We start from the raw sequence: 26,408 nt of genomic DNA on the forward strand, positions 1-26,408 counted from the left end.
GGCGTGTGACTTGCTAATGGCTGGCCCATGAACACCTTGATCCGCATTGCCGAAGTCTGGGTACCCACCGAAGACGGTGCGTCGCTGGAGTTGTCGAGTGGCTGGTTCCCGGGGGCTTCGGCCTTTGAGGCGATCACGCGGCAGATGCTGTTTGCGCGGGGCGAGGGCTTGCCAGGCCGTGCCTGGGAGGTGGGCCACCCGCTCATGATGCGCGAGCTTTCGGGCAGCTATTTCAAGCGCGCGGCGGCCGCCAAGGCGATCGACCTGACCTGTGCCGTGGCGTGGCCGGTGTTTCAAGGCGATGCGCTGCTGTGCGTGGTGGTGCTGCTGATGGGGGGTGCGGCGACTTCGGTGGGCACGGTGGAGCTGTGGCGCAACGATGCGCGCATTTCCCCCGACATGACGCTGATGGACGGCTACTTTGGCAGCGGCGCCCAGGCCGCCGAGCTGGAGGCACTGACGCGCGATGGCTGGTTGCCCAGGGGCACAGGAGCGCCCGGTCTGGCCTGGCAGACGGGCCAGACCGTGTGCATTGCCGACATCGCCAGTTCCAGCCGCTTCCTGCGCAAAGAGGCGGCGCTGGCACTGGGCATTGGCCGGGCGATGGCCCTGCCTTGCAGCGTGCGCGACACATCGTCATGGGTGCTGGCGCTGCTGTCGGCCCCCAGCAAGCCGATTGCGCTGCGGGTGGAGGTCTGGTCGCAGCAGCCCGGCCGGCCCGACGACCTGGTGCGCATCTCCGGCTTCTGTGAATCGGCCGGCGAACTGCCCACCGGCGCGGGCACCGTGCACAAGCTTGAGGCATTGGGGGCGGTCGGCACCGCCTGGCGCACCGGTGTGGCACAGGCCAGCACGCAGTGGCCCACGCCGGACACCCCGGAAGATCGGCAGGCCCTTCAGGCCCTGGGTGCGCAGTCGGTGCTGGCCCTGCCGGTGCTGATGGACGATGCGGTGAACGAGGTGGTGGCGCTGTACTTCTGAGCGCGTCCGGCGCACGCGCCGATCACTTCGCTTCGACCAGCGCCTGGATGTTGAGCAGGGTCAGTTCGTTGTCGTCGGGCTGGCCCAGGGTGCGGCCGCTGGAGTACGGGAAGTTGTTGTCGTTCACCACCACGATGTGATTGGCGTCGACCACGCTCAGGCCTTCGGGGCCCAGGTGCGGCAGCACGAAGCTGTCTTCGTTCGGGCCGCGCTTGGCCAGGCGCTGGGGGTTGGCGATTTTGGTCAGGTCGATGTAGGCCACCTTCTTCACGAAGCCGTCGGCGTCGGTCTGTGCGAAGTCGATCTTGTAGATGCGCTTGAAACGGGCCGGGCGGGTGAAGCAGTCGTTGCGGGGTTCGTCTTTGCAGACCTGGCCCGCGCCTTCGGTGGCGTCGTCGCGTTCGATGACGAGGCCGGTGGTGGCGCTGAGCATCTGGAAGTCGGCGGCGACGTTGCCGGCTTCTTCAAAGGCGTATTTCCACTGGCGGGCGCTGTAGGTCTTGCTGGCGGCGTCCAGTTCCAGGATGCGGGTGAAGGGCTTGCCTTTGTGCATTTCCTGGCTCTTGGCGGCGGCGTCCCACAGGGGCCACTCGAACATGGGGTACAGGGTCTTGCCGTCGATGGATTTGGCCATGGGCTCGAAGCCGCCGCTGCGGCGCACTTCGAAGCCGGCGTCGCCGGGGTAGTTGGGCAGGCGGCCGTTCATGTAGTGGTCGGGGCCGCGGTAGGCCTTGCCGTCCACCACGGCTTCGATCACGCCCAGCACCTTGCCCTGGGGGGTGACGCGCAGCACGTAGGGGCCGAACTCTTCGCCGATCCACCACTCGTCGCCCACCACCTGGATGGATTCGGGGTCGAAGTCCACGCCGGTGAGGAAGCGTTCGGCGGTGGCTTCGTTCTGGATGGCGAAGGGAACCTTGCGGTCGGGGTCGTGCAGGAAGGTGGTCTTGAGGCGGGTGACGCCGCCCGTGGCCCAGTCGACCTTGAGACGGTGCACCATCAGCAGCGCGTCTTGCGAGTTGAGTTTGCTGCCGAAGCCGTTGTCGGTGAGCGCCAGAAACCCGGACTTGCCCAGCGACACGATGCCGGAGAAGCCTTGCACCGACTGGCCCTTGATGGGCAGCTTGCCGCCGGACTTGCGGGGGTACTTGGCGTCGCCCACGAAGGTGTTGGCCTCAAAGGTGCCCAGCGCTTCGTTGCGCTGGCGATTGGCGGCGTTGAATCGACCGGCGATCTTGAAGAACGGGCCGGCGGCCTTGGGCGCCGGGACGGTGGCGTAGGTGGACAGGGCGGCGTGGCCAGCCAGCACGGCGGTGACTTCGGTCTGTGCGTGGGCGCTGAAGGCGGTGGCGCTCAGGGCCAGCATGGCGGCCAGGCGGGTTTGTGCAAGGAAAGACATGACGCAAGCGGTTCTTGTTGAAGAAGCCGACGAGGCTATGCACGCCTGATGAAGGCCCTGTGACGCAACAATGACGGTTGTCATGCCCCCCACCGCGCGGCGGGGTTCGGGGTGTGGCGGCCTGAGCGTGGTCCGGCCCGCCCGCCTATTTCTTCACCAGATGCTGGCGGAGTTCGGCCAGCTTGGCCAGCTTGGCCTGCAGGCGCCGCTGGTTGTCGGGGCCGACGCGGATGAGGATCTTGCGTCCGGCCGACAGCTTCTGCAGCTCGGGGTCGGCAAACTCGTAGCGCACCCAGGGCCGCTGCGACGGCACGGTGCCTTTCACTTCCACGAGGTGCACCGCCGGTGCCTGCGCGGGCACGGGGGTGGCGATCAGGTGGTCGATCACCTGCACCAGCCGGTCGTTGAAGTAGCGCCCCGGGAAGCCCAGCTCTTCGTAGGCCCGCTGGAACAGCGGGTAGAGGCCGCGGTAGGCGGCCACCGCCTGCGCGCTGTCCACCGATTCGATGAGGCGCACCATCGCCTGGTAGCGCCGGCTGTTGTCGGGGTGGATGGTTTCGCCGTGGCCGCTCTGGCGCAGGGTGGTGAAGCGCTGGGGCGTTGGGTTGACGGGCCAGACGGCAACAGGCGCCTGCTCCCGCGCGAGGTTGTCCACGGTGGCCACGGCGTGCGGGACGAAGCGGTCGGCTTGCAGGAAGCTCAGCACGTTCTGGCGGCCGATCAGGCGCTCCAGCACCCGGTTCACGTGGGGGCCGGCGTCGGCCAGCGCGGGCAGCGGCTCTTTGTCGCCCTGGCCTTCGGCGGTGTCGACAGGGTGTTCGATCGCGGGCGAAGCCGGCGCTGCGGCGGTGGCGGCTGGCGGCTCCGGGTCCGCGGCTGCAGGCGGGGCGGCGGCCACCGGCGCCGCCTCGAGATCGGGCGCGGGCCGGTAGTGCCTCCAGCTGTAGTACGCGGCGGCGACCACCAGGGCCAGCACGATGACCGCCACCAGCAGGGAGGGAGTTCGGGAGGGTTCGGGGGGACGGTACTCGTCCGGGTCCAGTTCGGGTTGCATGGCCTCGTCTTCACCGGTTGCAGCGGAGACTGCCCATGCTACGCCCCGCCCCTCCCCGGGTCCACCCGCCGTGCGGGAGGCCACAAGATCAGCCAGACCACACCCGCCAGCCCCAGCCATTTCAGCAGGGCCAGCAGAGACATCAGCGCGCCGGTGAGGGCCGCGACGAAAAAGTACTCGCTGTGGGTGAGCGTGATGGTGAGCCAGGTGAACAGGTTTTCGCCCACGTCGGCAAACACCATCAGCGGCAGCGCCCAGCCCAGGCGGTTGAGCCAGCGCGGCACCGGCTGCCCGACGCGCCGCAGCCCGGCGCCGCGCGCGAAGCCGGCCACGCAGAAGCGCGACAGCACCTGGGCGTAGGCCACGATGAGACCCAGGTCCCACAGCAGCGACCAGCGCGGCGAGCCGAACTGGTTCATCTGGTACAGGCCGTTGATCAGGCCCTCCCAGATCTGGCCGCGCTCGACAGCGGCCAGACCGTCGTGGAACCAGAGCATCTGCCAGCGCACGAAGTCCAGGTTCTTGGCCAGGAACTGCGGGTAGCTGGAAAGCGCCTGCCAGAGGTCGGCCCAGAAGCTCTGCTGTGCGTAGTGCTCGGTCTTCAGCAGCATCTGCCCGATGCCGCCGTAGAGCACCACAAAGGCCTGGCACCACCCGAGGGTGGGCAGCCAGGACAGCGGCCGGGCCCAGACAGTGTCTTTCGGGTACGTGACGGACAGGGCCTGCACGCTGGGATGTTCTTCCGCCGGAATGGTCTGCCAGCCCCCGGCGCCGTCGTCCACCAGCCCCGGCGTGCGCACCGCCATGCCGGTGACGGCCCACAGGGGTGTGCGGTGCAGTTCGCTGTGGGCCACAGGGGTCAGCGGCGCCTGGCCTGGCGGCTGGGCGTGCAGCGCCTCGAGCACCTGCCGGTCGGTCAGGCGCTGGCCGTCGGCGCCGTTCAGGCGAAGACCGCACTGCACGGCCTCGCCCACCAGCCACGCCATGGCCTGGTGGGCGAGCGCAAGCCGGTCGGGTGCGTAGCCGCCGCCCACGTCGCAGTGGGCGCCCGAGAACCAGAGCTGTTTCAGCGTCACGGGCAGGCCGCGGTCGGAGCGGTACAGGCCGTTGGGCTCGACATACTGCCGGGGTGCGAACTGGGCGCGGTACTCATCCAGCGCCAGCGCCTGCCGGACATTGAGGAAGCGCTTGCCGCCCACGTCGGCGCGTGCGGTGAACTGCTTGGAGAACGGCGGCATGCCCACCGACGCCACCGTGTCCCAGACACCGACGAAGTGGATGTCGACGTGCCGCTCCTGCGCGTCGGCGAACAGCTGCGTGGCCTGCCGTGCGATGCGGCGGGCGCTGTCGCCGGCGCTGCCACGGTCGGTGAAGTAGATGTGCAGCAGCGACGGCACCATCGAGACCATGTGCGGCTGCAGGATGCCGAACATGTTCACCAGCCCCGCCACGCTGCGCGCCGTGAAGGCGCCGCGGGAAAAGCCGACGATGTAGATCTCGTCGCCGGGCTGGTAGCTCGACATGAGGAACTGGTAACACTCGGCCATGTTCTCGTAGACCCCGCGGCCGAAAGCCAGGCCGGCCAGCCGCTCGCCGTAGCGGTTGATGCTGTCCCAGACGGTGGCGCCCGGCAACTCGCCAGGGTTGCCGACGCCGGGGTCGTAGAACACCAGCTGGCGCGCGTCGCCGTGTTGCCGAAGCAGCTCGCACAGCCGCACCACGTTGGTGTCGCTGTCCCCACCGGTGAGGTTGTTGTTGGTCCCGTCGCAGCAGAGGACGATCTGGCGTGGCAGCGTGTCGCTCATGGGTCTGCTCCTTCAAGCCGTGGGGCCCTGCGGTGTGGAGGCCCCCGGGTGCGAAGCATGCGCCGCCGCCACCACGCTGTCTACGTGACCAAGCCGCGTCCGGCGGGTGCGCTTCCATCATTCGATGAGGCAATGTCCTACACGCGCTGCCGGCGTCGTCGGACGCACGCACCTCAGCGCGGCGAGGATGATTGCACCATGGGATGGCTCAACGGCAGGGCCTGGAAGGCCAGGACAGACCGGCCCGACCGGCAGCCTTTGACCTGACCTTCAAAGGAGACCCATCATGAATGCACTGGCCTGCAGCGTTTTCTCCATCGCCCTCTGCGCCTCCGCCGTTCCGGCGGCGGCTGCGGGTGACCACGTGGCCGCCGATGCGCAATACAAGACCGACCGCCAGGCCTGCCTGCTGCTCACAGAGCCCGTGGCCCGGCAGGATTGTCTGCGTGAAGCCGGCGCGGTGCGCCAGGAAGCGCGGCAGGGCCGGCGCGCGCCGCTGCCAGATGCAGACACCCTGACCCGCAACGCCCTGATGCGCTGCCAGGTTCACCAGGCCGGTAGCGAACGCGACATGTGTGAACGCATGGTGCGCGGCGAAGGCCGGGTGCAGGGCGATGTGCCCAGCGGTGGTGTGCTGCGAGAGCTCACGGTGACCGTGCCGGCTCCCGTTCCGGCCGACGCGCCGCGATGACGCCAGGAGAAACGGGACAGGGCCGCCTCAGTGCCGCTCCGGCACCTGCCCTGCCTCGTCGCCCCACACACGGTTGATGCGGCGGCCGCGCTGCACCGCCGGGCGCTCGCCGATGGTCTGTGCCCACCGCTGCACGTGGGTGTATTCGTGCACCGAGAGGAATTCGGCCGCGTTGTAGATCTTGCCTTCCACCAGCGCGCCGTACCACGGGTAGATGGCGATGTCGGCGATGCTGTACTCGTCACCGGCCATGAAGGTGTGAGTGGCCAGGTGGCGGTCGAGCACGTCCAACTGGCGCTTGGTCTCCATCGCGAAGCGGTTGATGGGGTACTCGAACTTCTCGGGTGCGTAGGCGTAGAAGTGGCCGAAGCCGCCGCCCAGGTAGGGCGCCGAACCCATCTGCCAGAACAGCCAGTTGAGGGCTTCGGTGCGCGGGCCGTGCGCCTTGGGCAGCAAGGCGCCGAACTTCTCGGCCAGGTACAGCAGGATGGACCCGGATTCGAACACGCGTGTCGGCGGCTGCGTGCTGTGGTCCAGCAGGGCCGGGATCTTGGAGTTGGGGTTGACCTCGACGAAGCCGCTGGAGAACTGCTCGCCCTCGCTGATCCTGATCAGCCAGGCGTCGTATTCGGCACCGCTGTGACCCAGGGCCAGCAGCTCTTCGAGCATCACCGTCACCTTCACGCCATTGGGCGTGGCCATCGAATAGAGCTGCAGCGGGTGCTGGCCGACAGGCAGCGCCTTGTCGTGCGTGGGTCCGGCGACGGGACGGTTGATGTTGGCGAACTGACCGCCATTGGCCTGGTCCCAGGTCCAGACGGCGGGCGGGGTGTAGGGGGTGTGGGTGCTCATGGGCGCATGCTAGTGCAGCGCCAGAAACCCTGCCCGGGCAGCCCACAAAGAGATGTGGCAGGGCCTCACCCGCTGTGATAGCCTGCTCCGGCAAGAACCACCACCGGCCTGACCGGTCGCCCGGGTCCATGCTGTCCACCCCGCACCACGCCCTCCTGCAGAGCATCATCGACCACCTGCCCAGCGGGGTCACGATGTTCGACGCAGACCAGCGGCTGGTGGCCTACAACCAGCAGGCGCGCATCCTGCTGGATTTCCCGGACGAGCTGTTCAGCCGGGGCATGCCCACGCTCTACGACCTGGCCCTGTTCAACGCCCGGCGCGGCGAGTATGGGCCGGGCGACCCACAGCAGCAGGCCCGTGCCGTGAGCGAGCGCGCCCACCAGCAGCAGGCCCACGTGTTCGAGCGCCAGCGGCCCGATGGCACGGTGATCGAGATCCGCGGGACGCCCCTGCCCACCGGCGGATTCGTCTCGATCTACACCGACGTCACCGAACGCAAGCGCACCGAACAGGAGACCCGCCGGCTGGCGGTGTACCTGGACGCCGTGATCAACGCGCTGCCGCAGGGCGTGACGGTGATCGACGAGCACCTGGTGATCCGGCTGTGGAACCGCAGCTTCGAACAGTTGCTCGATCTGCCGCAGGGGTTGATGAAACCCGGGGTGACGTTCGAAGAGGTGGCGCGCAGCAACGCGCTGCGTGGCGAGTACGGCGAAGTGGACGTGGAGACCAAGGTGGCCGAGGCGGCCGCGCTGGCGCGGCAGTTCCTGCCGCACCGCCTGATCCGCCAGCGCCCGAACGGCCGCACACTGGAGATTGTGGGCAGCGCCCTGAGCGTGGACGGTCGGATCCGCGGTTTCGTCACCACCTACACCGACATCACCGAACTGCGCGAGGCCCAGCAAGCCCTGGAGCGGCTGAACGCGGAGCTGGACCAGCGCGTGACCGAGCGCACGCGGGCGCTGCAGGACCTCAACAGGGAACTGGAGTCGTTCACCTACTCGGTGTCGCATGACCTGCGCACACCGCTTCGCAGCATCCAGGGTTTCTCCACGCTGCTGCTGGAGACCGAAGCCGGGCAGCTCAGTGAGCAGGGCCGCAGCTCGCTGCAGCGCATCCAGTCCAACGCGGGCCGCATGGGTTCGCTGATCACCGACCTGCTGTCCATGGCCCAGCACAGCCGGGGCGAACTTCACCTGCAGCGCGTCGACCTCAGCGCGTTGGCGAAGGCGGTGGCCAGCGAGCTCCAGCGCAGCGACCCGGCCCGGCGCGCCGACTGGCGCATCGCGCCAGGGCTGTGGGCGCAGGCCGATCCAGGGCCGGTGCGGCTGGTGCTGCAGAACCTGCTGGGCAACGCCTGGAAATACACCGCGCAGCGCGACCTTGCCGAGATCGAGCTGCGCGGGTGCGGCGAGACCGACGGCCTCTGCTGGTTCGAGCTGCGGGACAACGGCGCCGGTTTCGACATGCAGTACGCCGACCAGCTGTTCCAGCCCTTCAAGCGGCTGCACCGCCCGCACGAGTTCGAGGGCACGGGCATCGGCCTGGCGATCGTGCAGCGCGTGCTGCAACGGCACGGCGGATCCATCACCGGGCAGGCCGAGGTCGGCCGGGGCGCGGCGTTCCGCTTCAGTCTGCCCTGCGCGCAGACCGAGGCGCCGCAGGGGCTCTGAACCGCCTGGCCCGCGTGCTCAGTGCACCAGCACCTGCCGCAGGGCCGACGCCAGCTCCGAAGCCACGAACTTGGCCACGTAGGCGTCCGCGCCCACGGACTGCACATGGGCCTCGTTGGTGGATCCGGTGAGCGAAGAGTGGATGACCACCGGGATCGACTTGAAGCGCGGGTCCTGCTTGATGTTGCGCGTGAGCGTGAAACCGTCCATCACCGGCATCTCCAGATCGGTCAGCACCACCGCCACCTTGTCGGTGGCCGAGCGACCTTCGGCACGTGCCTGCTCTTCGATCGACTGCAGACGCTCCCACGCCTCCTGCCCGGTCTTGGTCATGACGAAGCGCACGCCCATGGCGCCCAGCCCCTGCTCGATCAGCATGCGGGCGACCGGCGAGTCGTCGGCGGCCAGCACGATGGAGTCGGGAGGCAGAACCACCTGGTCACCCACCGGGTCGAGAGCGGTCTCCTCGCCCGTGGTGGGCATCACGCTGCGAAGGATCTGTTCCACATCAAGCACCTGCACCAGGCGGGTGCTGCCGTTCTCGCCCGCGAGCTTGGCGATGCTGGTCACCAGGCTGCCGCCGTTGCCCTCGGCGGCCAGCACGTCGCTCCACTCCAGCCTGACGATTTCGTCCACCTCCTCCACGGCAAAGGCCTGGGTGGTGCGCGCGTACTCGGTGACCATCAGGATGCTGTGCCCGCGCCTGGGCGTGCAGCCGACCATGGCGGGCAAGTCGATCACCGGAATGATCTGGCCCCGGATGTTGGCCACGCCCAGCACCTGCGGCGGAGCGTTGGCGATGCCCGTGATCTTGGGCATGACCAGTATCTCGCGCACCTTGAAGACGTTGATGCCGAACAGCTCGCGGCGGTCGCTGCCGGGCGCCTCACCCAGGCGGAACAGCATCAGCTCGAACTGGTTGTTGCTGGTGAGCTGCGTGCGTTCATTGACATCGTGCAGCGTGGTGCTCAGGCTCGTGGTCATGGGGAAAAGCTCCGGTGGGTGGCTACCGGCAGGATACGGGCGAGGTTCGGTCCTGAAACGTCGAAGAGGGCGAAGAATCCCGGCCTGTTCGGGTGCTTCGCCGACACATCCGGTTGCGCCGCGTTCCCTCGGCAGGGGAGCGCATCCCTCCTCGGGGGATGGGAGCACGAAGGGCACAGGTGACCCATGGCTTTCACCGACAGTTGCGACGTCTTCGCGTCGTTCCACGAAGACGGCTTCAACCGCATCATCGACCACGTGCGACGGCAGCGGCCGTCGCTCTTCATCGTCGCGCTGCCGACGCGCAAGCTGCACTGCTTCTGCCTGGAAGCCTGCGTGACCGGCGGGGTCCGCATCGCGCACCAGGGCGGCCGCGCCTACCTGGAACCCTTTCTCGACGGTTTCGAGATCGTGGACATCAAGCCGGAGGGGCTCGAAAACAGTCTGGAGTGCTACGTCGGTCTGCTGCTGCGGCTGGTGGTGCTGCCCGGCCTGCAGGTGCTGCTGGAGCGTGCGCCGCTGAACCTCACGCAAGGCGCCACGGACCTGTTCCCGCAGCCGACCAACGTCACCCTGTCGCCGACCCCGGTCTCGGCCGCCGTGCCGAACAACCCGGCGATCGAGGACGACCAGCTCAAGGTCTTCATCCAGGCGGAGGTGAACTGACATGGCACACCTGACCATTGCGGCGTCGGAACAGACCTTTCAGGCCCTGTTCGCGGCCCTGCGCGACAACTTCAAGCTCAGTCTCGCCGACAGCGGCGACTTCGGACCGTTCAGTGCTTCCTACGCCGTCAAGGCGCACCTGGAAGGCGGCAACGTCGACCTGCGCGCCGACAACACGGTGCAGATCAAGGAGCTGGACATCAAATGGGACCAGCTGGACCTCTCGCTCGGCCTGGACGGGCTGCCAGCCGGCTCAGTTGTCCCACTGCACCACCGGCCCCAGCTTGCGCTGCGCCAGGAACACCGCCTCGCGCAGCGACAGGGCCACGCCTCCGTCGTGCCAGGATTCGTGCGGTCCGGGCGGGTGATAGCGGATGTAGAAACACTCGGCGAACTGATCAGCGGCGAGTTCCGGCGGGTCTTCGGGGTCGTGCGTGCCGTACAGCGTGTAGTGGTGCACGATGCGCACCGGACAGGCGGTGAGCCCGCCGTAGAACCATCGGCCTTGTTTGACGGCTGGCAGCCGGTCGACTTCGCTCATGTGGTGGCCCCTGCAAAGACTGCACTGAGATGGCGAAATGCTACGGCGTGCAAGGGCAAAACATCAAGGCGGGCAACCCTTGCAGGACAATGTCCGAATCCCCATTGCTTCCGCCATGACGACCCGCTCCCGCACGACCCGCCCCCTCCCGACGGACGCCGCGCCGGACCCCTCCCTGATCGGCCAGGCCATCCTCTCGCTGATCGGCAAGGTACCCGCCTCCCAGGCAGCACCGAGTCGAACGCCCGCCGTCGACGCACGCGCCAAGGCCAATGCCGCAGCGGCCAAGGCGGCCATGGCCGCCGGGACTCTCGCCTTGCCCCCCGGAGTGCTGGGCTGGCTGACCATCCTGCCGGAGATGGTGGGGGTCTGGAAGATCCAGCGGCAGCTGGTGGCCGACATCGCGGCAATCTACGGCAAGCACGCCTCCCTCACCCCCGAGCAGGTGGTGTACTGCCTGTTCCAGCACACGGCCGCGCAAGGCGTGCGCGACCTGGTGGTCCGCGCGGGCCAGCGCACGCTGGTGCGGCGCGCCTCGCCGGTGCTGATCCGCACCATCACGCGGCGGATCGGCGCCAAGCTGGCCCAGAAGGCGGCAGGCAAGGGCGTGGCGCGCTGGATCCCGGTTGTCGGCGCCGTGGGCATGGGGGCCTATGCGTACTACGACACGGCGCAGGTTGCCACCACGGCCATCGACCTGTTCGAAGGCGTGGTCGAGGTCGAAGCGGTCGAGGTCGGCCGGTAGTCCCGCACCAGGCGCCAGGTCCTTGGTGGCCGGCGCCTCACGGCTGCGCCAGCACGAACCGGATTGCGGCACACACCGCCGTGGCCTGCGCGAGGTTGCACCGCGACGGCGTTGCCCGGGGACTGTCCGGGTAGACCTCGGTGGTCGTGGTGTAGGGAGCCCCCGTGATGCCCGCACAGAGGCCGAGTTCGCGCAGCGGGTAGCGGATCACCCCGGGCGCCACGAGGGGCGAGCCGATGATCCCGCCAGCGGCGTCGGCCGGCGCGATGTGTGTGACCTTCGCGACCTCGTCGAGGATGGCCTGCTGGAACGTGGGCTGCGGGTTCTCGGTGTCGTCCACCAGATAGAAGCCGTCCGGAATCGTGCAGGGCTCGAAGGCCTCACCATCGCGGGCTGCCTTGGCTCGCCGGAACTCGGACTCGTCGCTGTCGGTGGTCTCGTGCAGGTCGATGTGGGCGACGACACGCCCCTTGAGCGGCGCTACCAGGCGCATCAGCGCGGCCGATTCCGGCGCAGGGCTGGGTTCGCGGAACGAACGGTTGGGATCGACCGCGCCGTGGTTCCAGCGCTGCACATGCTCATAGGCCCAAGGGCTGACGCAAGGCACCACCAGCAGATTGACCCGGTCACTGAACGCGCCGGCCTCCTGGGCCAGGAACTGCAGGGCGCCATGAACACCGCTGGTCTCGTAGCCGTGCACGCCGCCGGTGACCAGCACCACCGGAAGGTCGCTGCGCCACCCCCGGCTGCGAACGGCCAGCAGCCGAAGGGGCCCATCGCCGCCCGACACCTCGCCGTAGGTCTGGATGTCGAAACGATCACTCAACCGGTCCACCGCGGCCACCACATCGTCCCCGTGGGAGCGCTGGCGCCGCTGCCGCGAGCGCCAGTGGTCGATCTCTTGTGTGCCCCAGGGTTGTCCAGGCACGCCAATGGGGTAGAAGGGTGCGGGGGGCGCTGAGAAGGTCATGGATGGGCTGTTGGAAGTGCCGCTGGCACGGCGACAATGCGGCCATGAATTTTGCCGAACGCCTCCAATCCCTTCCGTCCGTCGCCCATCTCGCGTCTGTGGACCTGCTCGACGCCTCCGGCGCCCTCGTGGCCAGCATCCACAACCAACCCGGTCAGGCCGGCTCGCTGGCGGTCTACTGGGCGCTTGCGAAGCAGCATGGCGGGACCATCACACCCGAAGCCGCCGCGCTGGGCCTGCAGTGGTACGCCGAACACACGGCAGACGCCCTGGCCCACCCGGGCAAACACCCGAACATCGACCGCCTTGTCGAGTGGTCCCGAGGCACGGCCAGCTTCCTGGTGCGGCCGCACAACGCCTGACCGGCGGTCAGTTTCGCGTCAAAGGCCTTGCACTACAATCGCGGGCTATGTTTGCCGCCAGCCCGTTCCCTCTGAACACAGCACCCGCCGCCCTGGCCGGTGTGGCTGCGCGCGCGATCTCCATCAAAACCACGACCATTAAGGGCTGATCCAGCCTGGTTCGTCGTGCGCCCTCCCCGGCCAGACGAGCCGGGCAAGTCGGTCTGGTCTGGACCTGTTTATTCACTTGAAAGGGCATTCTCAATGAGCAAGTTGGTTGGTCTGGTCGGCTGGCGTGGCATGGTCGGCTCCGTGTTGATGGATCGCATGGTCGAAGAAAAAGATTTCGACCTGATCGAGCCGCTGTTCTTCTCCACCTCCAACGCCGGCGGCAAGGCCCCCGCGATGGCCAAGAACGAGACCACGCTGCAGGACGCGAACAACATCGACGCCCTCAAGCGCTGCGAGATCATCATCACCGCACAGGGCGGTGACTACACCAACGAGGTCTACCCCAAGCTGCGCGCCGCCGGCTGGAACGGCCACTGGATCGACGCAGCCTCCGCCCTGCGCATGGAAAAAGACGCGGTCATCATCCTTGACCCGGTCAACATGCCGGTGATCAAGAACGCCCTGACCAAGGGCGGCAAGGAATGGATCGGTGGCAACTGCACGGTCAGCTGCATGCTGATGGGCGTGGGCGCGCTGTACAAGGCCGGCCTGGTCGAGTGGATGAGCACCCAGACCTACCAGGCCGCTTCGGGCGGCGGTGCCCAGCACATGCGCGAACTGCTGACCCAGTACGGCACGCTGAACAGCGAGGTGAAGGCCTTGCTGGACGACCCGAAGAGCGCCATCCTGGAAATCGACCGCAAGGTGATCGCCAAGCAACGCGCCCTGACCGGCGCCGAGACCGCCAACTTCGGCGTGCCACTGGGCGGCTCGCTCATCCCCTGGATCGACAAGGACCTGGGCACCGGCATGTCCAAGGAAGAGTGGAAGGGCATGGCCGAGACCAACAAGATCCTGGGTCTGGGCGAGGGCTTCGGCTCGGCGCCAATCCCGGTGGACGGCTTCTGCGTGCGCGTGGGCGCCATGCGCTGCCACAGCCAGGCCCTGACCTTCAAACTCAAGAAGGACGTGCCGGTGGCCGACATCGAGGCCATGATCGCCGCCGACAACCCCTGGGCCAAGGTCGTACCGAACACCCGAGAAGCCACCATCAAGGACCTGACGCCGGTGGCCGTGACCGGCACCATGACCATCCCTGTCGGCCGCATCCGCAAGCTGGCCATGGGCCCTGAGTACGTTGGCGCGTTCACCATCGGCGACCAATTGCTTTGGGGGGCGGCCGAGCCGCTGCGCCGCATGCTGCGCATCCTGCTCGACGCCTGATCTGTCACTACTTCTTACCTACATTCACAAAAAAGCCGGCCCCTGCGCCGGCTTTGTCGTTGTGAGGCCGCAACGCGAACAACGCCCCTGTGCCGACCAAAGGTCACCCCGGAAACTCAAGCGGATTCTCAGCTTGTCACCGTAATGCGTTGATGTTATGGTCAATTCTCGGTTTTTTACGTCGAGGTTCAAGTGCCCAAATCCATCCGCCATACCCCCTTGTTCGGGACCATGACCGCCTCCGGTGTCATCGGTCGCAGAGGAACTTCGCGGTTACATGCCGTGGCAGCAGCAGCCCTGCTGTCTGCCGGCCTGATGCAGCACAACGACGCGCTTGCGCTTGCGTTGGGCCGCGTGGCGGTGCAGTCCTCGCTGGGCGAGCCTTTGCGGGCCGAGGTGGATGTGCTGGAAATCACACCCGAAGAGGCTGCCAGCCTGCGGGTCGGGCTGGCAGCACCGGAAGCTTTCAGGTCCTCGGGCATGGAGCTGAGTTCGGCCATTGCCGGTCTTCAGATCACCCTACAGCGCCGCGCAGACGGTCGCGCCTACCTGAGCGTGGTGGGATCACGCCCTGTCAATGAACCTTTCGTCGACATGGTGCTGGAAGCCAACTGGGCGTCCGGTCGCATGGTCCGTGAATACACCCTGTTGCTGGACCCACCCAAGAACACGGCCGCGGCGCCAGCACCGCTCAACGCCGCAGCGTCGGCCCCTGCGCCGGCCGCTCGCAACAACGGCACTGCGGCACCCGGCGCCCAGGCCCGCCCAACCACACCGCCGGCCGCTTCAGCCCCGAAGCAAGACAAGCCCGCAGCAGCGCCTGCGGCGGCCAGACCGCCGGCCAACCCTGCAGCGGAAGGCCCGTCCCGGCAGGTGACCACCAAGGCTGGAGATACCGCCGGCCGCATCGCAGCGGCCAACCTGCCCGCGAACGCATCGCTGGACCAGATGCTGGTGGCCATGCTGCGGGCGAATCCGCAGGCCTTCATCGGCAGCAACGTCAACCGCATGAAGGCAGGCGCGATCCTGAACCTGCCGACCGATGCAGCGTCCATCGACGTGTCCGACGGTGAGGCCAAGCGCATCGTGGCGGCCCAGAGCCGCGACTTCAACGAGTTTCGCCGGCGTCTGGCGGGCGCGGCTCCAGATGCCGCGGTGGCCGCATCCGACCGCCAGGCTTCTGGCAAGGTGCAGACCGAGGTGGAAGACAAAAAGCCTGCGCAGTCGGCCCAGGACAAGCTGACGCTGTCCAAGGGCGCGGTGGCGGGCCAGGGCGCCAAGGAAGCCAAGATTGCCCAGGAGCGCCAGGCCAAAGAAGCGTCGACCCGTGTGGCGGAGTTGTCCCGCAACATCGACGAACTGTCCAAGCTCGGGCCCGCCGCGGCATCGGGCGCGCCAGCGGCCCCCGCCGCCAAGCCGGCCGCCGGCAGCGCGGCGCCATCCCTGCCTGTGGGCGGACCGGCCGCCGCTCCCGCTCCGGCAACAGCACCTGCACCTGCACCTGCACCTGCACCTGCACCTGCACCTGCACCTGCACCTGCACCTGCGCCAGCCGCCGCAGCGACCGCCTCAGCCCCGGTGGCCACGCCTGCAACACCAACCCCTGCGCCGAAGCCCGCACCTGCCGCTGCAGCACCGGCAGCCGCCGAGCCCACTGCTCCTGCCCCTGCCCCTGCCCCCGCGCCCAAGCCGCGCCCGGCACCCGCGCCTGCACCCGTCGAAGAACCTTCGTTTGTCGACCAGCTGATGGAGAACCCTCTGGTGCTGCCAGGCGCTGGCGCCCTGCTGGCCTTGCTGGGTGGCTTTGCGTTCTATCGCATGCGCCAGAAGAAGAAGGGCAATGGCGTGGACAGCTCTTTCCTGGAAAGCCGTTTGCAGCCCGACTCGTTCTTCGGTTCCAGCGGCGGTCAGCGCATCGACACCAACGAAGCCACCGCGTCCGGTTCGTCGATGGTGTATTCGCCCAGCCAGCTCGATGCCGCTGGTGACGTCGACCCCGTGGCGGAGGCCGACGTCTATCTCGCGTACGGCCGGGACCTGCAGGCAGAGGAGATCCTCAAGGAGGCGATGCGCAGCGCGCCGACCAGGGTCGCCATTCACAACAAGCTGCTTGAGATCTATGCCAAGCGCCGCGACTCCAAGGCCTTCGAAGTGGTCGCCACGGAAGCCTATGCACTCACCCAGGGCCAAGGGCCGGAGTGGGAGCATGCATGCGAGCTGGGCAAGGAGCTGGATCCGTCCAACCCGCTCTACCAGCCTGGCGGGAGCCCGGTCGCCAAGCCCGGCGCCGCGGTGCCGGTGGCAGCAGCCAGCGTCACCATCCCGTTCGGCAGCAGCACGCTGGGGGACAACGCCAAATCGGGCGAGCCAGGCGATCTGGATCTCGATCTGGACTTCATGGAAGTGTCCTCGCGTGCACCACTGGCCGCCGCCAACGGAGCGAACGACGCCCCGGTCTCGGCGATGGACGATCTGTCCCAGACCGACGCGCTGACCTCGGAGCCGGCCAAACTGGCCGACCCGGCCTCCAGGCCCATGGACTTCGACCTCGACTTCCCGTCCGACCCCATGCCACTCACCTCGGCGCCCGCTGCTGCGGTTCAGCAGCCGACCTTCGAAGATGGCGAGGTCCTGCCCGACTTCGACATCGCGGCACCGGCCGGTGCGCCCGCAGCCGCACCCGCTTCGCCCGAACTGATGTCCTTTGACCTCGGCGACCTGAGTCTCGATCTGAACGGCAAACCCGAGTCCGGCGATCCGCTGGCTGGCGCTGAGCTCGGAGCGGAGAGCCCTCTGGAAACCAAGCTTTCGCTGGCAGAAGAATTCCGTGCCATCGGTGACTTGGAAGGCGCGCGTTCCCTGGCCGAAGAGGTTCTGGCCGAAGCCTCGGGCTCTCTCAAGACCAAGGCCAACGCCTTCCTGGCAGACCTGTCCTGATCCCCGCGCCTTTCTCATCCTCCTCCGATGCGCCCACACCGGCCCTTCCGCCGGCCGGTGGGCGCATCGCATTGGGCGTGTCCTACAACGGCCGTGCCTACGATGGCTGGCAGAGCCAGCCCAGCGGCCACACGGTGCAGGACAAGCTCGAAAAGGCCCTGGCACGCCTGCTGGACGTGCCTGCGGTGAACACGCTTTGCGCCGGGCGCACGGACGCGGGGGTACACGGTCTGAACCAGGTGGTGCACTTCGACAGCCCGCTGGAGCGACCCGAGAATGCCTGGGTGCGCGGCACCAACAGCTTTTTGCCGCCCGACATTGCCGTGCAATGGGCCCGCGCCGTGCCGCAGGGCTTTCACGCCCGCGCCAGCGCCACCGGCCGTCGCTATGCGTATGTGTTGCTGGAATCCCCTGTCCGGCCCAGCGTGGACCAGGGACAGGTGGGCTGGGTGTTCCGGCCGCTTGACCAGGCAGCCATGGACGCCGCCGTGGCCCATCTGCTCGGGGAACACGACTTCACCTCGTTCCGCGCCTCGTCCTGCCAGGCGCACAGCCCGGTCAAGGACATGCGGCGCATCAGTATCGCCCGCCGTGGCGCCTACTGGCGCTTCGAGTTCGAGGCCTCGGCCTTCCTGCACCACATGATCCGCAACATCATGGGTTGCCTGATCTCGGTGGGCACGGGCAACAGGGCGCCGCGGTGGATGGCCGAGGTGCTGGCAGCAAGAAGCCGCGACGCGGCATCGCCCACCTTCTCCCCCGACGGGCTGTACTTTCTCGGACCGGTCTACGATCCGTCGTGGAACATCCCCGACCGGACACCTGCCTTCGACTGGTTGCCCTGATCCCCATGCACCACCGCACCCGAATCAAGATCTGCGGCCTCACGCGCGAGGCCGACGTGGACGCAGCCGCACAGACCGGCGCCGACGCGATCGGTTTCGTGCTGTATCCGCAAAGCCCGCGCTTCGTCAGCCCCGAGCGCGCGGGGGAACTGGCGCGCCGGCTGCCGCCCTTCGTGGCGCCGGTGCTGCTCTTCGTGAACGCCAGCCCCGAGTTCATCGCCCGCGGCGTGAACGCGGTGCCCAACGCGCTGCTGCAGTTCCACGGCGACGAGACGCCGGCCGATTGCGTCGCCGCAGGGCGCCCGTTCATCCGCGCCGCGCGCATTCCCCCGGGGCCGGCCGGCGCGGGCTTCGATCTTCTAAAATACGCTGCTGATTTCTCCGCAGCGCAGGCCATCCTGCTCGACGCCCATGTCGAGGGTTACGGCGGCGGCGGTCAATCCTTCGACTGGAATGCCTTCCCTTGGTCACATCCGCTACTAAACGCCAGCTCTCGCCTCGTTTTGTCTGGTGGACTCACGCCTGCAAACGTGACCGATGGCATTCGCCTCGTGCGGCCCTGGGCCGTTGACGTGAGCTCCGGCGTCGAGCTGTCCAAAGGTATCAAGGACGCCGACAGGATGCTCGCCTTCGTGGCCGCCGTGCGCGCGGCCGATGCACAGACCTCCCGCCCCAGCTGACCCGTCTTCGGGTGGCTCGGGCCCAGCAACGAGACACCCCACATGGACACCAGCACCTACCAGCAACCCGACGCCCGCGGCCACTTCGGCATCTACGGTGGCAGCTTCGTGAGCGAGACGCTCACGCACGCCATCAACGAACTCAAGGCCGCCTACGCCAAGTACCAGAACGATCCAGAGTTCCTGGCCGAATTCCGCAAGGAACTGGCTCACTTCGTCGGCCGGCCGAGCCCGGTCTACCACGCCGAGCGCATGAGCCGCGAGGTCGGCGGCGCGCAGATCTTCCTGAAACGCGAAGACCTCAACCACACCGGCGCGCACAAGATCAACAACGTGATCGGCCAGGCCATGCTCGCCAAGCGCATGGGCAAACCACGCGTGATCGCGGAAACCGGCGCGGGGCAGCACGGTGTGGCCACCGCCACCATCTGCGCCCGCTACGGCCTGGAATGCGTGGTCTACATGGGCAGTGAGGACGTCAAACGCCAGAGCCCCAACGTCTACCGCATGAAGCTGCTGGGCGCCACCGTGGTGCCGGTCGAGTCGGGCAGCAAGACGCTGAAGGACGCGCTGAACGAAGCCATGCGCGACTGGGTCGCCAACGTGGACAACACCTTCTACATCATCGGCACCGTGGCCGGCCCGCACCCCTATCCGATGATGGTGCGCGACTTCCAGAGCGTGATCGGCAACGAGTGCCTGGTGCAGATGCCGCAGATACTCAAAGAGGCGGGCTGCGAAGGCGAGCAGCCCGACGCCGTGGTGGCCTGCGTGGGTGGCGGCAGCAACGCCATGGGCATCTTCTACCCCTACATCGAACACACCGGCACGCGCCTCATCGGTGTCGAAGCGGCTGGTGAAGGCCTGGACAGCGGCAAGCACTCGGCCTCACTGCAGAAGGGCAGCCCTGGCGTGCTGCACGGCAACCGCACCTATGTGCTGCAGGACGACAACGGCCAGGTCACCGAGACGCACAGCGTCAGCGCCGGCCTGGACTACCCCGGCGTCGGCCCCGAACACGCCTTCCTCAAGGACATCGGCCGCGCCGAGTATGTCGGCATCACCGACCAGGAGGCGCTCGAGGCCTTCCACTACCTGTGCCGCACCGAGGGCATCATCCCCGCGCTCGAATCCAGCCACGCCGTGGCCTACGGCATGAAGCTGGCCAAGACGATGAAGCCCACGCAGTCGGTGCTGGTCAACCTCTCCGGCCGTGGCGACAAGGACATCGGTACCGTGGCCGATCTGTCGCAGGCCGATTTTTACTGCCGCCCCAGTTGCCGTGGCCAGTCCGTCAAGGGCGGTACCGAATCTGTTGTGAAGGTGTCCAAATGAGCCGCATCGAAAAAACCCTGACCGATCTGAAGGCTCAGAATCGCAAGGCCCTGATCCCCTTCGTCACCGCCGGCTTCCCGTATGCCGACATCACACCCAAGCTCATGTACGGCATGGTCGAGGGCGGCGCCGACATCATCGAACTGGGCGTCCCGTTCTCCGACCCCTCGGCCGACGGCCCGGTGATCCAGAAGGCAGGCGACCGCGCGCTGTCGCTGGGCATCGGCCTGGCACAGGTGATCGCCATGGTGCGCGAGTTCCGCAAGGACAACGACACCACGCCCGTCGTGCTGATGGGCTACGCCAACCCGATCGAGCGCTACGACCAGAAGCACGGTACGGGCAGCTTCGTGCGCGACGCCTCGACCGCCGGCGTGGACGGCGTGCTGGTGGTGGACTACCCGCCGGAAGAATGCGAAGACTTCGCCGCCGCACTGCGCGCTGCGAACATGGATCTGATCTTCCTGCTGGCCCCGACCTCGACCGACGAGCGCATGGCGCAGGTCGCCCGCGTGGCCAGCGGCTATGTCTACTACGTCTCGCTCAAGGGCGTGACCGGAGCCGGCACCCTGGACGTGGGCCAGGTCGAGGCCATGCTGCCGCGCATCCGCGCGCACGTGAGCATCCCGGTCGGGGTCGGGTTCGGCATCCGCGATGCGGACACGGCCAAGGCCATCGGTCAGTCCGCGGACGCCGTCGTGATCGGCAGCAAGATCATCCAGCTGATCGAGGACGAGCCCTTCGAGAAGGTGGTGCCGGTGGCGGCGCACTTTCTGCGGGGCATCCGCAAGGCTTTGGATGCCTGAACTGTCCATGGTTTAATCCCGCGTCGTTTAGGAGAAGTACATGTCCTGGCTTGAAAAACTGCTGCCGCCCAAGATCACGCACACCGACCCGGCCGAGCGCCGCAGCGTGCCCGAAGGCCTGTGGATCAAGTGCCCCAGCTGCGAGGCCGTGCTCTACAAGACCGACCTGGAAAAGAACCAGAATGTCTGCCCGCACTGCAGTCACCACCACCGCATCGGCGCCCGCGCGCGCCTGAACGCCTTCCTGGATGCCGAGGGTCGCTATGAGTTGGCGCAGGAGGTGCTGCCGGTCGACGCTCTGAAGTTCAAGGACAGCCGCAAGTACCCCGAACGCCTGAAGGAAGCCCTGGAAACCACGGGCGAGACCGACGCGCTGATCGTCATGGGCGGTGCGGTGCAGGGCATCAGCCTGGTGGTGGCCTGCTTCGAGTTCGATTTCATGGGCGGCTCCATGGGTTCCGTCGTGGGTGAGCGCTTCGTGCGGGGTGTCGAAGAAGCCATTGCCCAGAAAGTGCCCTTTGTCTGCTTCACCGCCACCGGTGGCGCGCGCATGCAGGAGGGCCTGCTCTCTCTGATGCAGATGGCCAAGACCAACGCGGCGCTGACCCGCCTGGCCAAGAAGAACCTGCCCTACATCAGCGTGCTGACCGACCCGACCATGGGCGGCGTGTCCGCCGGCTTCGCCTTCGTGGGCGACGTGGTGATCGCCGAGCCCAAGGCGCTGATCGGCTTCGCCGGCCCGCGCGTGATCGAGAACACGGTGCGCGTGAAGCTGCCCGAAGGCTTCCAGCGTGCCGAGTTCCTGCAGACCAAGGGTGCGGTGGACTTCATCTGTGACCGCCGCGAACTGCGTCGGACCGTGGCCAGCACCCTGGCCATGCTGCAGCGCCAGAGCGCCGACGCGGTGGTACCGGATTGAGCGAAGCGCCGCTGACGCTGGACCAGCTGCCGCTGTTTCCGCTGCAGACCGTTCTGTTCCCCGGCGGTTGGATGCCGCTGCGCATCTTCGAGGTGCGCTACCTCGACATGATCAAGCGCTGCCACGCGGCGGGCGCCCCGTTTGGCGTGGTCTGCCTCAGCGAGGGCAGCGAGGTACGGCGCGCCGACCCGGGCTCGCCCGACGGTTTTGCGCACGAGGCGTTTCACCAGATCGGCACCATCGCCCGCATCGAGCAGATCGAGCACCCCCAGGCGGGTCTGATGCTCATCCACTGCCGCGGCCAGCAGCGCTTCCACATCACCTCCAGCCGCCGCCTGCCTCATGGACTGTGGGTGGCCGACGTGCAACTCGACGAGCCGGAACGGGTCGTGGCAGTGCCCGACCACCTGCGCAGCACGCGAGACGCCCTGCAGCGGGTGCTGGCCAACCTGCGCGAGCGCGAACCCGGGGCCATGAACGAACTGCCGCTCCAGCCACCCTACCAGTGGGACGACAGCGGCTGGGTCGCCAACCGCTGGATCGAGCTGCTGCCGGCGCCGGCCGATCTCAAACAGCGGCTGATGGCACTGGACAACCCGATGCTGCGACTGGAGCTGGTCTCCGACCTGCTCGACAAGTTGGGTGTCGAGCGGTAGTCAGGGCAGCAGGCTCAGCGCGTGCATGTAGCGCGCGCTGACCATCAGACTGTCCCAGTCGATGGCCTGGCCCTGCGGCAGCAGCGCCTGCCGCCGCTCCTCGCTGGAGGGGTTGGGCACCCAATCGCCTTGCAACAGGGCCTTGGACAAGGCCTCGATCGCTTCGTCGATCGGAGTGCCGCCGTCCACCACGCTCTGGTTGCACAGCAGCACCATGTCCCCCCCGGCGCCGAGCGCCGCCAGCGCCGCCTCGGTGAAGCTCACGCTGCGGCCGTCGATGTGGCGCGCGGCCTCCATGCTCAGGTCGTCGCTGAAGATCGCGCCGGTGAACCCCAGGCGGTGCCGCAACACCTCCTGCAGCCAGCGTGGTGAAAAGCCGGCCGGCCGGCTGTCCACCTTCGGATAGATCACGTGCGCCGGCATCACGGCGTCCAGGCTGGCCGACAGCCAGCCGTAGGGCGCCGCGTCGTCGGCCAGGATGGCCTTGAGGCTGCGACGGTCGACGGGGATGGCCAGGTGGGAGTCGGCCCTGACAAAACCGTGGCCAGGGAAGTGCTTCCCGCAGTTGCCCATGCCGCTGGTGCGCAGGCCGTGCATCAGCGCCTGCGCCAACACCGCCACCATGCGCGGATCGCGGCCGAACGAGCGATCCCCGATGACCGAGCTTTCGCCGTAGTCCAGATCAAGCACCGGCGTGAAGCTCAGGTCGACGCCGCAGGCGCGCAGCTCGGCACCGAGCACGTAGCCGGCCGCCGTGGCGGCATTGGTCGCCCGCATCGCAGAGCCACCGGCCCCCTCCCCCTTCTGGGGCGGCGACAGCCACAGCCGACCGAACGCGGCCATGGGAGGCAGGTGGGTGAATCCGTCGGTGCGGAAACGCTGTACGCGTCCGCCCTCATGGTCGACCGCAATCAGCAGATCGGGCCGCACCGCCTTGACCTGGGCACACAACCCTGTGAGCTGCTCCCGGCTGCGCCAGTTGCGACCAAACAGGATGAGGCCGCCGACCAGGGGATGCGCCAGGCGCTGGCGGTCGGTGTCGGTCAGTTCGATTCCGGCGACGTCGATGATCAGGGGAGCGTGTGTGTGCATGTCAGTCTCTTTCCACCACCACGAAGCTGGCCGCGTAGTCGGTTTCGTCGGTCACTGTCACATGGGCGCGCAGGCGCTGGGCCTCGAACCAGGTCTTGAGATCGCCATGGAGCACGATCACCGGCTGGCCACTGGACAGGTTGAGGATTTCGCAGCGCCGCCAGGTCATCGGCGTGCGCATGCCCAGACCGATGGCCTTGGAAAACGCTTCCTTCGCAGAGAACCGCGTCGCCAGGTAGCGCAGCCCGCGCCCGGGCCAGCGTTCGCTGCGTCGCTGCCAGATCGCCAGCTCCTGCTCACCCAGCACCTTCTGCACGAAGCGCTCGCCCTGGCGCTCGAAGGTGGCCTCGATGCGCCGGATGTCGCAGACGTCGGTGCCGATGCCGAAGATCATCGGGACGCTTCGGCGATGCAGCGGTTGTAGTCGGTCACGGTGGCGGCGTAACCCAGCTCCAGCGCATCGGCGATCAGGGCGTGGCCGATGGACACCTCGCTCACGCCGGGCACGGTGCGCAGAAACGCGGTGAGGTTTTCGCGGTTGAGGTCGTGGCCCGCGTTCACACCCAGCCCCGCCTCCAGCGCCGCCTGCGCGGCGGCCCGGTAGCACTCCAGCTGATGTGCGCGGTCGGGCGTGTGCCAGGCGGCAGCGTAGGGCTCGGTGTAGAGCTCCACCCGGTCGGCCCCCACGGCCCTGGCCGCCGCCATCTGCGCCGGCTCCGGGTCCATGAAGAGACTCACACGGGCACCCAGGGCCTGTGCCTGCGCAATCACGGGCCGCAGCCGGTCGGCGTCCTGCGGAAAGCTCCAGCCATGGTCGCTGGTGAACTGGCCTTCGCTGTCGGGCACGAAAGTCAGCTGGTGCAGCGGCAGAGCACGCGCCTTGACTTCACGCGCAACGTCCATGAGGTTGTGGAACGGGTTGCCCTCGATGTTGTATTCCCGGTCGGGCCAGGCCTGCATCAGCTCGGCCAGCTCAAAGACGTCGTGCCGGCGGATGTGGCGCTCGTCCGGCCGCGGGTGCACCGTGATGCCCCGCGCGCCGGACTGTAGGCACAGCGTCGCGGCGCGGGTCACGGACGGAATGCCCAGGTGGCGCGTGTTGCGCACCAGCGCGACCTTGTTGAGATTGACCGACAGCGCGGTCGGGTGGGAAGCAGCGTGGGCCATGGTCAGGACAGCGTGGAACCGGAAGGAGCGCCCGGTTCGGCCGCCACTTTGGGCCGTACCAGGGATTGGACGTCCAGCATCAGCTGGCGGGTCCGGAACACCCGGACGCCGCTATGGTAGTGCAGCAGGGCCCGCAACTGGGGCTGCAGACTCTGCTGGCAGCCGGCGCAGGCGCGCAGGCCGGCGATCAGCGGATCGTGGTCGTCCAGTGCGGCCTGCAGCAGCCGCCACTGGCCGGACGTCAGCGCATGCGCATCGTCCTCGTGCGCCACGCGCAGCCCGGACTCGGCACCCAGCACATACGACACCCCATCCTGCAACGGGGCCAGCGTACTGCCCTCGCAGGACAGATCGGGCAGCAATCCGGTGTCGCGCAACAGCAGCAGCTCGAAAGCGCGCAGGATCAGTTGCCGGGCGTCGGACTTTTCGGCCAGCAACTGGACCGCCAGCGCGTAATGGTCGAACAGCCCCGGGTGGGGGTCGTCGCGCGCGAGCAGCCGCATCAGCAGCTCGTTGAGGTAGCTCCCGGACATCAGCGCATCGCCTGTGGGCATGACGTGCCCGCCCTGCCATTGCGCCGCCTTGAGCGTGCGCACTTCGGCGTCGCCGCCCCAGCTCAGCAGCAGCGGCTGCAGCGGCAGCAGCACGGGGCGGAACTGCGATGTCGGCTTCTTGACGCCTTTGGCCACCAGGGCCATGCGGCCATGGCGGCGGGTGAAGACTTCGAGGATGAGACTGGACTCGCTCCAGTCGTAGCGGTGCAGGACGAAAGCGGGTTCTTCAGAGGTCCGGCGCGTGGCCATGCGAGATCACTCGTAGCCGAAGGAGCGCACACGCGCATCGTCGTCGGCCCAGCCCGAGCGCACTTTCACCCACAGTTCCAGGAACACCTTGCAGTCCCAGATCTTCTCCAGCTCCTGACGGGCCTCGGTGCCGATGCGCTTGAGCTTCTCGCCCTTCTCGCCGATCACCATGCCCTTGTGGCCCTCGCGCTCGACCACGATGGTGGCCGCGATGCGTTTGAGTCCACCCTCTTCCTCGAACTTGTCGATCACCACCGTCGAGGTGTAGGGCAGTTCGTCACCAGTCAGGCGGAACAGCTTCTCGCGCACCATCTCGGCGGCCATGAAGCGCTCGCTGCGGTCGGTCAGCTCCTCGGGGTCGTGCATCCAGGCCTGCTGCGGCAGGTACCTGGCGCAAATCGCGAACAGGCGCTCGACGTCCCGGGCATTCTTGGCCGACATCGGCACGAACTCGGCAAACGGGTGTTTCTCCTGCATCGACTTCAGCCAAGGCGCCAACTCGCCGCGACGGTGCACCAGATCGAATTTGTTGGCCAGCAGCACCACGGGCACGTCCGACGGCAGCAGTTCCATCACCTTGGCGTCGGCCGGGTGGAAATGCCCGGCTTCCACGACGAAAAGAATCAGGTCGACATCGGTCACCGCACCCAGCACCGTTTTGTTGAGCGAGCGGTTCAGCGCATTCCCGTGCCGTGTCTGGAAACCTGGCGTGTCCACGAAAACGAACTGGTTCGGGCCCACCGTGCGGTAGCCCGTGATGCGATGGCGCGTGGTTTGTGCCTTGCGCGAGGTGATGCTGATCTTCTGCCCGACCAGCGCGTTGAGCAGCGTGGACTTGCCCACGTTGGGCTTGCCGACGATGGCCACGTAGCCACAGCGCTGCTGTTCCGGGTCCACTGTCTCGGGAGTCTGCGCAAGGTCCGCTCCGGTATCTGCGGACGGCTTGCGCAGGGCCTTGGCCAGCATGGCCTCGAGCGATGCATCGGTGGGAACAGGAGCCTGGTGGGTGCCTGAAGAAGGACGGGAAGGTTTGGTCATGAAAGCATCCGGAGAAGAACCGGCGATGCG

Annotated in this window: 26 protein-coding genes; 14 read left to right on the forward strand and 12 right to left on the reverse strand. The window is 67.6% G+C overall.

Annotated features, from left to right (window positions below; genetic code table 11):
• The first annotated feature begins 27 nt into the window (after positions 1 to 27).
• A complete protein-coding gene (locus tag RCO38_RS02505) occupies positions 28 to 981 on the forward strand; it encodes a hypothetical protein (protein WP_308326714.1) in 954 nt (317 codons plus the stop codon).
• 22 nt (positions 982 to 1,003) lie between these two features.
• On the opposite strand, the gene RCO38_RS02510 is transcribed toward RCO38_RS02505, so the two are convergent.
• The 3 genes from RCO38_RS02510 to RCO38_RS02520 all read right to left on the reverse strand — a co-directional run bounded on the left by RCO38_RS02510 (position 1,004) and on the right by RCO38_RS02520 (position 5,239).
• A complete protein-coding gene (locus RCO38_RS02510; RefSeq protein WP_308326715.1) occupies positions 1,004 to 2,380 on the reverse strand; it encodes an esterase-like activity of phytase family protein in 1,377 nt (458 codons plus the stop codon).
• 145 nt (positions 2,381 to 2,525) lie between these two features.
• Positions 2,526 to 3,434 (reverse strand): DUF3014 domain-containing protein, encoded by a 909-nt coding sequence (locus tag RCO38_RS02515; protein ID WP_308326716.1) that lies wholly within the window; start codon positions 3,432 to 3,434, stop codon positions 2,526 to 2,528.
• Positions 3,435 to 3,472: 38 nt separating this feature from the next.
• A complete protein-coding gene (locus RCO38_RS02520) occupies positions 3,473 to 5,239 on the reverse strand; it encodes a T6SS phospholipase effector Tle1-like catalytic domain-containing protein (protein WP_308326717.1) in 1,767 nt (588 codons plus the stop codon).
• A 286-nt stretch (positions 5,240 to 5,525) separates the two neighbouring features.
• Here RCO38_RS02520 and RCO38_RS02525 point away from each other — a divergent pair, with 286 nt between their 5' ends.
• The gene (locus tag RCO38_RS02525; protein ID WP_308326718.1) at positions 5,526 to 5,930 is read left to right on the forward strand and encodes a hypothetical protein; all 405 of its coding nucleotides are present in this window, start codon (positions 5,526 to 5,528) and stop codon (positions 5,928 to 5,930) included.
• Positions 5,931 to 5,957: 27 nt separating this feature from the next.
• On the opposite strand, the gene yghU is transcribed toward RCO38_RS02525, so the two are convergent.
• Entirely contained in the window at positions 5,958 to 6,782 is an 825-nt protein-coding gene (gene yghU, locus RCO38_RS02530; RefSeq protein WP_308326719.1) for a glutathione-dependent disulfide-bond oxidoreductase, read from the reverse strand.
• A 128-nt stretch (positions 6,783 to 6,910) separates the two neighbouring features.
• Here yghU and RCO38_RS02535 point away from each other — a divergent pair, with 128 nt between their 5' ends.
• Positions 6,911 to 8,458: a sensor histidine kinase gene (locus RCO38_RS02535; RefSeq protein WP_308326720.1), complete on the forward strand. Its 1,548-nt coding sequence runs from the start codon at positions 6,911 to 6,913 to the stop codon at positions 8,456 to 8,458.
• Between the two features lie 18 nt (positions 8,459 to 8,476).
• On the opposite strand, the gene RCO38_RS02540 is transcribed toward RCO38_RS02535, so the two are convergent.
• Positions 8,477 to 9,442 (reverse strand): chemotaxis protein, encoded by a 966-nt coding sequence (locus RCO38_RS02540; protein WP_308326721.1) that lies wholly within the window; start codon positions 9,440 to 9,442, stop codon positions 8,477 to 8,479.
• A 186-nt stretch (positions 9,443 to 9,628) separates the two neighbouring features.
• On the opposite strand from RCO38_RS02540, the gene RCO38_RS02545 reads away from it, so the two are divergent.
• A complete protein-coding gene (locus tag RCO38_RS02545) occupies positions 9,629 to 10,108 on the forward strand; it encodes a hypothetical protein (RefSeq protein ID WP_308326722.1) in 480 nt (159 codons plus the stop codon).
• 253 nt (positions 10,109 to 10,361) lie between these two features.
• Here RCO38_RS02545 and RCO38_RS02550 read toward each other — a convergent pair whose 3' ends face one another.
• Positions 10,362 to 10,649 carry a hypothetical protein gene (locus RCO38_RS02550; RefSeq protein WP_308326723.1) on the reverse strand — a complete coding sequence of 96 codons (288 nt, stop codon included), beginning with the start codon at positions 10,647 to 10,649 and terminating at the stop codon, positions 10,362 to 10,364.
• Positions 10,650 to 10,764: 115 nt separating this feature from the next.
• Between RCO38_RS02550 and RCO38_RS02555 the strand changes: the two genes are divergently transcribed.
• Positions 10,765 to 11,394 carry a hypothetical protein gene (locus RCO38_RS02555; RefSeq protein ID WP_308326724.1) on the forward strand — a complete coding sequence of 210 codons (630 nt, stop codon included), beginning with the start codon at positions 10,765 to 10,767 and terminating at the stop codon, positions 11,392 to 11,394.
• 37 nt (positions 11,395 to 11,431) lie between these two features.
• On the opposite strand, the gene RCO38_RS02560 is transcribed toward RCO38_RS02555, so the two are convergent.
• Positions 11,432 to 12,364: a M14 family metallopeptidase gene (locus tag RCO38_RS02560; RefSeq protein WP_308326725.1), complete on the reverse strand. Its 933-nt coding sequence runs from the start codon at positions 12,362 to 12,364 to the stop codon at positions 11,432 to 11,434.
• Between the two features lie 44 nt (positions 12,365 to 12,408).
• Here RCO38_RS02560 and RCO38_RS02565 point away from each other — a divergent pair, with 44 nt between their 5' ends.
• The 9 genes from RCO38_RS02565 to RCO38_RS02605 all read left to right on the forward strand — a co-directional run bounded on the left by RCO38_RS02565 (position 12,409) and on the right by RCO38_RS02605 (position 22,278).
• Positions 12,409 to 12,726: a DUF2322 family protein gene (locus RCO38_RS02565; RefSeq protein WP_308326726.1), complete on the forward strand. Its 318-nt coding sequence runs from the start codon at positions 12,409 to 12,411 to the stop codon at positions 12,724 to 12,726.
• A 243-nt stretch (positions 12,727 to 12,969) separates the two neighbouring features.
• Positions 12,970 to 14,100 carry an aspartate-semialdehyde dehydrogenase gene (asd, locus tag RCO38_RS02570; RefSeq protein ID WP_308326727.1) on the forward strand — a complete coding sequence of 377 codons (1,131 nt, stop codon included), beginning with the start codon at positions 12,970 to 12,972 and terminating at the stop codon, positions 14,098 to 14,100.
• 282 nt (positions 14,101 to 14,382) lie between these two features.
• Positions 14,383 to 17,037, forward strand: a complete 2,655-nt coding sequence (locus tag RCO38_RS02575) for a FimV/HubP family polar landmark protein (RefSeq protein ID WP_308326728.1) — start codon at positions 14,383 to 14,385, stop codon at positions 17,035 to 17,037.
• A gap of 71 nt (positions 17,038 to 17,108) precedes the next feature.
• On the forward strand, positions 17,109 to 17,882 hold the full coding sequence (truA, locus tag RCO38_RS02580; protein WP_308326729.1) for a tRNA pseudouridine(38-40) synthase TruA: 774 nt from the start codon (positions 17,109 to 17,111) through the stop codon (positions 17,880 to 17,882).
• Positions 17,883 to 17,887: 5 nt separating this feature from the next.
• Entirely contained in the window at positions 17,888 to 18,562 is a 675-nt protein-coding gene (locus RCO38_RS02585) for a phosphoribosylanthranilate isomerase (RefSeq protein WP_308326730.1), read from the forward strand.
• A 42-nt stretch (positions 18,563 to 18,604) separates the two neighbouring features.
• Positions 18,605 to 19,897, forward strand: coding sequence for a tryptophan synthase subunit beta (gene trpB / locus RCO38_RS02590; RefSeq protein WP_308326731.1), 1,293 nt, complete (start codon positions 18,605 to 18,607; stop codon positions 19,895 to 19,897).
• Positions 19,894 to 20,703, forward strand: coding sequence for a tryptophan synthase subunit alpha (gene trpA / locus RCO38_RS02595; RefSeq protein ID WP_308326732.1), 810 nt, complete (start codon positions 19,894 to 19,896; stop codon positions 20,701 to 20,703). The genes trpB and trpA overlap by 4 nt, the downstream gene beginning before the upstream one ends.
• A 40-nt stretch (positions 20,704 to 20,743) precedes the next feature.
• Positions 20,744 to 21,622, forward strand: a complete 879-nt coding sequence (accD, locus tag RCO38_RS02600) for an acetyl-CoA carboxylase, carboxyltransferase subunit beta (RefSeq protein ID WP_079365457.1) — start codon at positions 20,744 to 20,746, stop codon at positions 21,620 to 21,622.
• Positions 21,619 to 22,278: an LON peptidase substrate-binding domain-containing protein gene (locus RCO38_RS02605; RefSeq protein ID WP_308326733.1), complete on the forward strand. Its 660-nt coding sequence runs from the start codon at positions 21,619 to 21,621 to the stop codon at positions 22,276 to 22,278. The genes accD and RCO38_RS02605 overlap by 4 nt, the downstream gene beginning before the upstream one ends.
• Here RCO38_RS02605 and nagZ read toward each other — a convergent pair whose 3' ends face one another.
• From nagZ to era, 5 genes are read right to left on the reverse strand one after another with little or no spacing between them, the layout of a single operon-like run.
• Positions 22,279 to 23,370: a beta-N-acetylhexosaminidase gene (gene nagZ, locus RCO38_RS02610; RefSeq protein ID WP_308326734.1), complete on the reverse strand. Its 1,092-nt coding sequence runs from the start codon at positions 23,368 to 23,370 to the stop codon at positions 22,279 to 22,281.
• A gap of 1 nt (position 23,371) precedes the next feature.
• Entirely contained in the window at positions 23,372 to 23,764 is a 393-nt protein-coding gene (gene acpS / locus RCO38_RS02615) for a holo-ACP synthase (RefSeq protein ID WP_308326735.1), read from the reverse strand.
• Complete coding sequence (locus RCO38_RS02620; protein WP_308326736.1) at positions 23,761 to 24,537, reverse strand: pyridoxine 5'-phosphate synthase; 777 nt, start codon at positions 24,535 to 24,537, stop codon at positions 23,761 to 23,763. The genes acpS and RCO38_RS02620 overlap by 4 nt, the downstream gene beginning before the upstream one ends.
• Positions 24,538 to 24,539: 2 nt before the next feature.
• Entirely contained in the window at positions 24,540 to 25,340 is an 801-nt protein-coding gene (gene recO / locus RCO38_RS02625; RefSeq protein ID WP_308326737.1) for a DNA repair protein RecO, read from the reverse strand.
• 6 nt (positions 25,341 to 25,346) lie between these two features.
• Positions 25,347 to 26,378 (reverse strand): GTPase Era, encoded by a 1,032-nt coding sequence (gene era / locus RCO38_RS02630; protein ID WP_308326738.1) that lies wholly within the window; start codon positions 26,376 to 26,378, stop codon positions 25,347 to 25,349.
• Between the last annotated feature and the right edge of the window lie 30 nt (positions 26,379 to 26,408).

This window comes from Hydrogenophaga pseudoflava, assembly GCF_031020795.1.
In the GTDB taxonomy this organism is placed as follows: Bacteria; Pseudomonadota; Gammaproteobacteria; order Burkholderiales; family Burkholderiaceae_C; genus Hydrogenophaga; species Hydrogenophaga pseudoflava_A.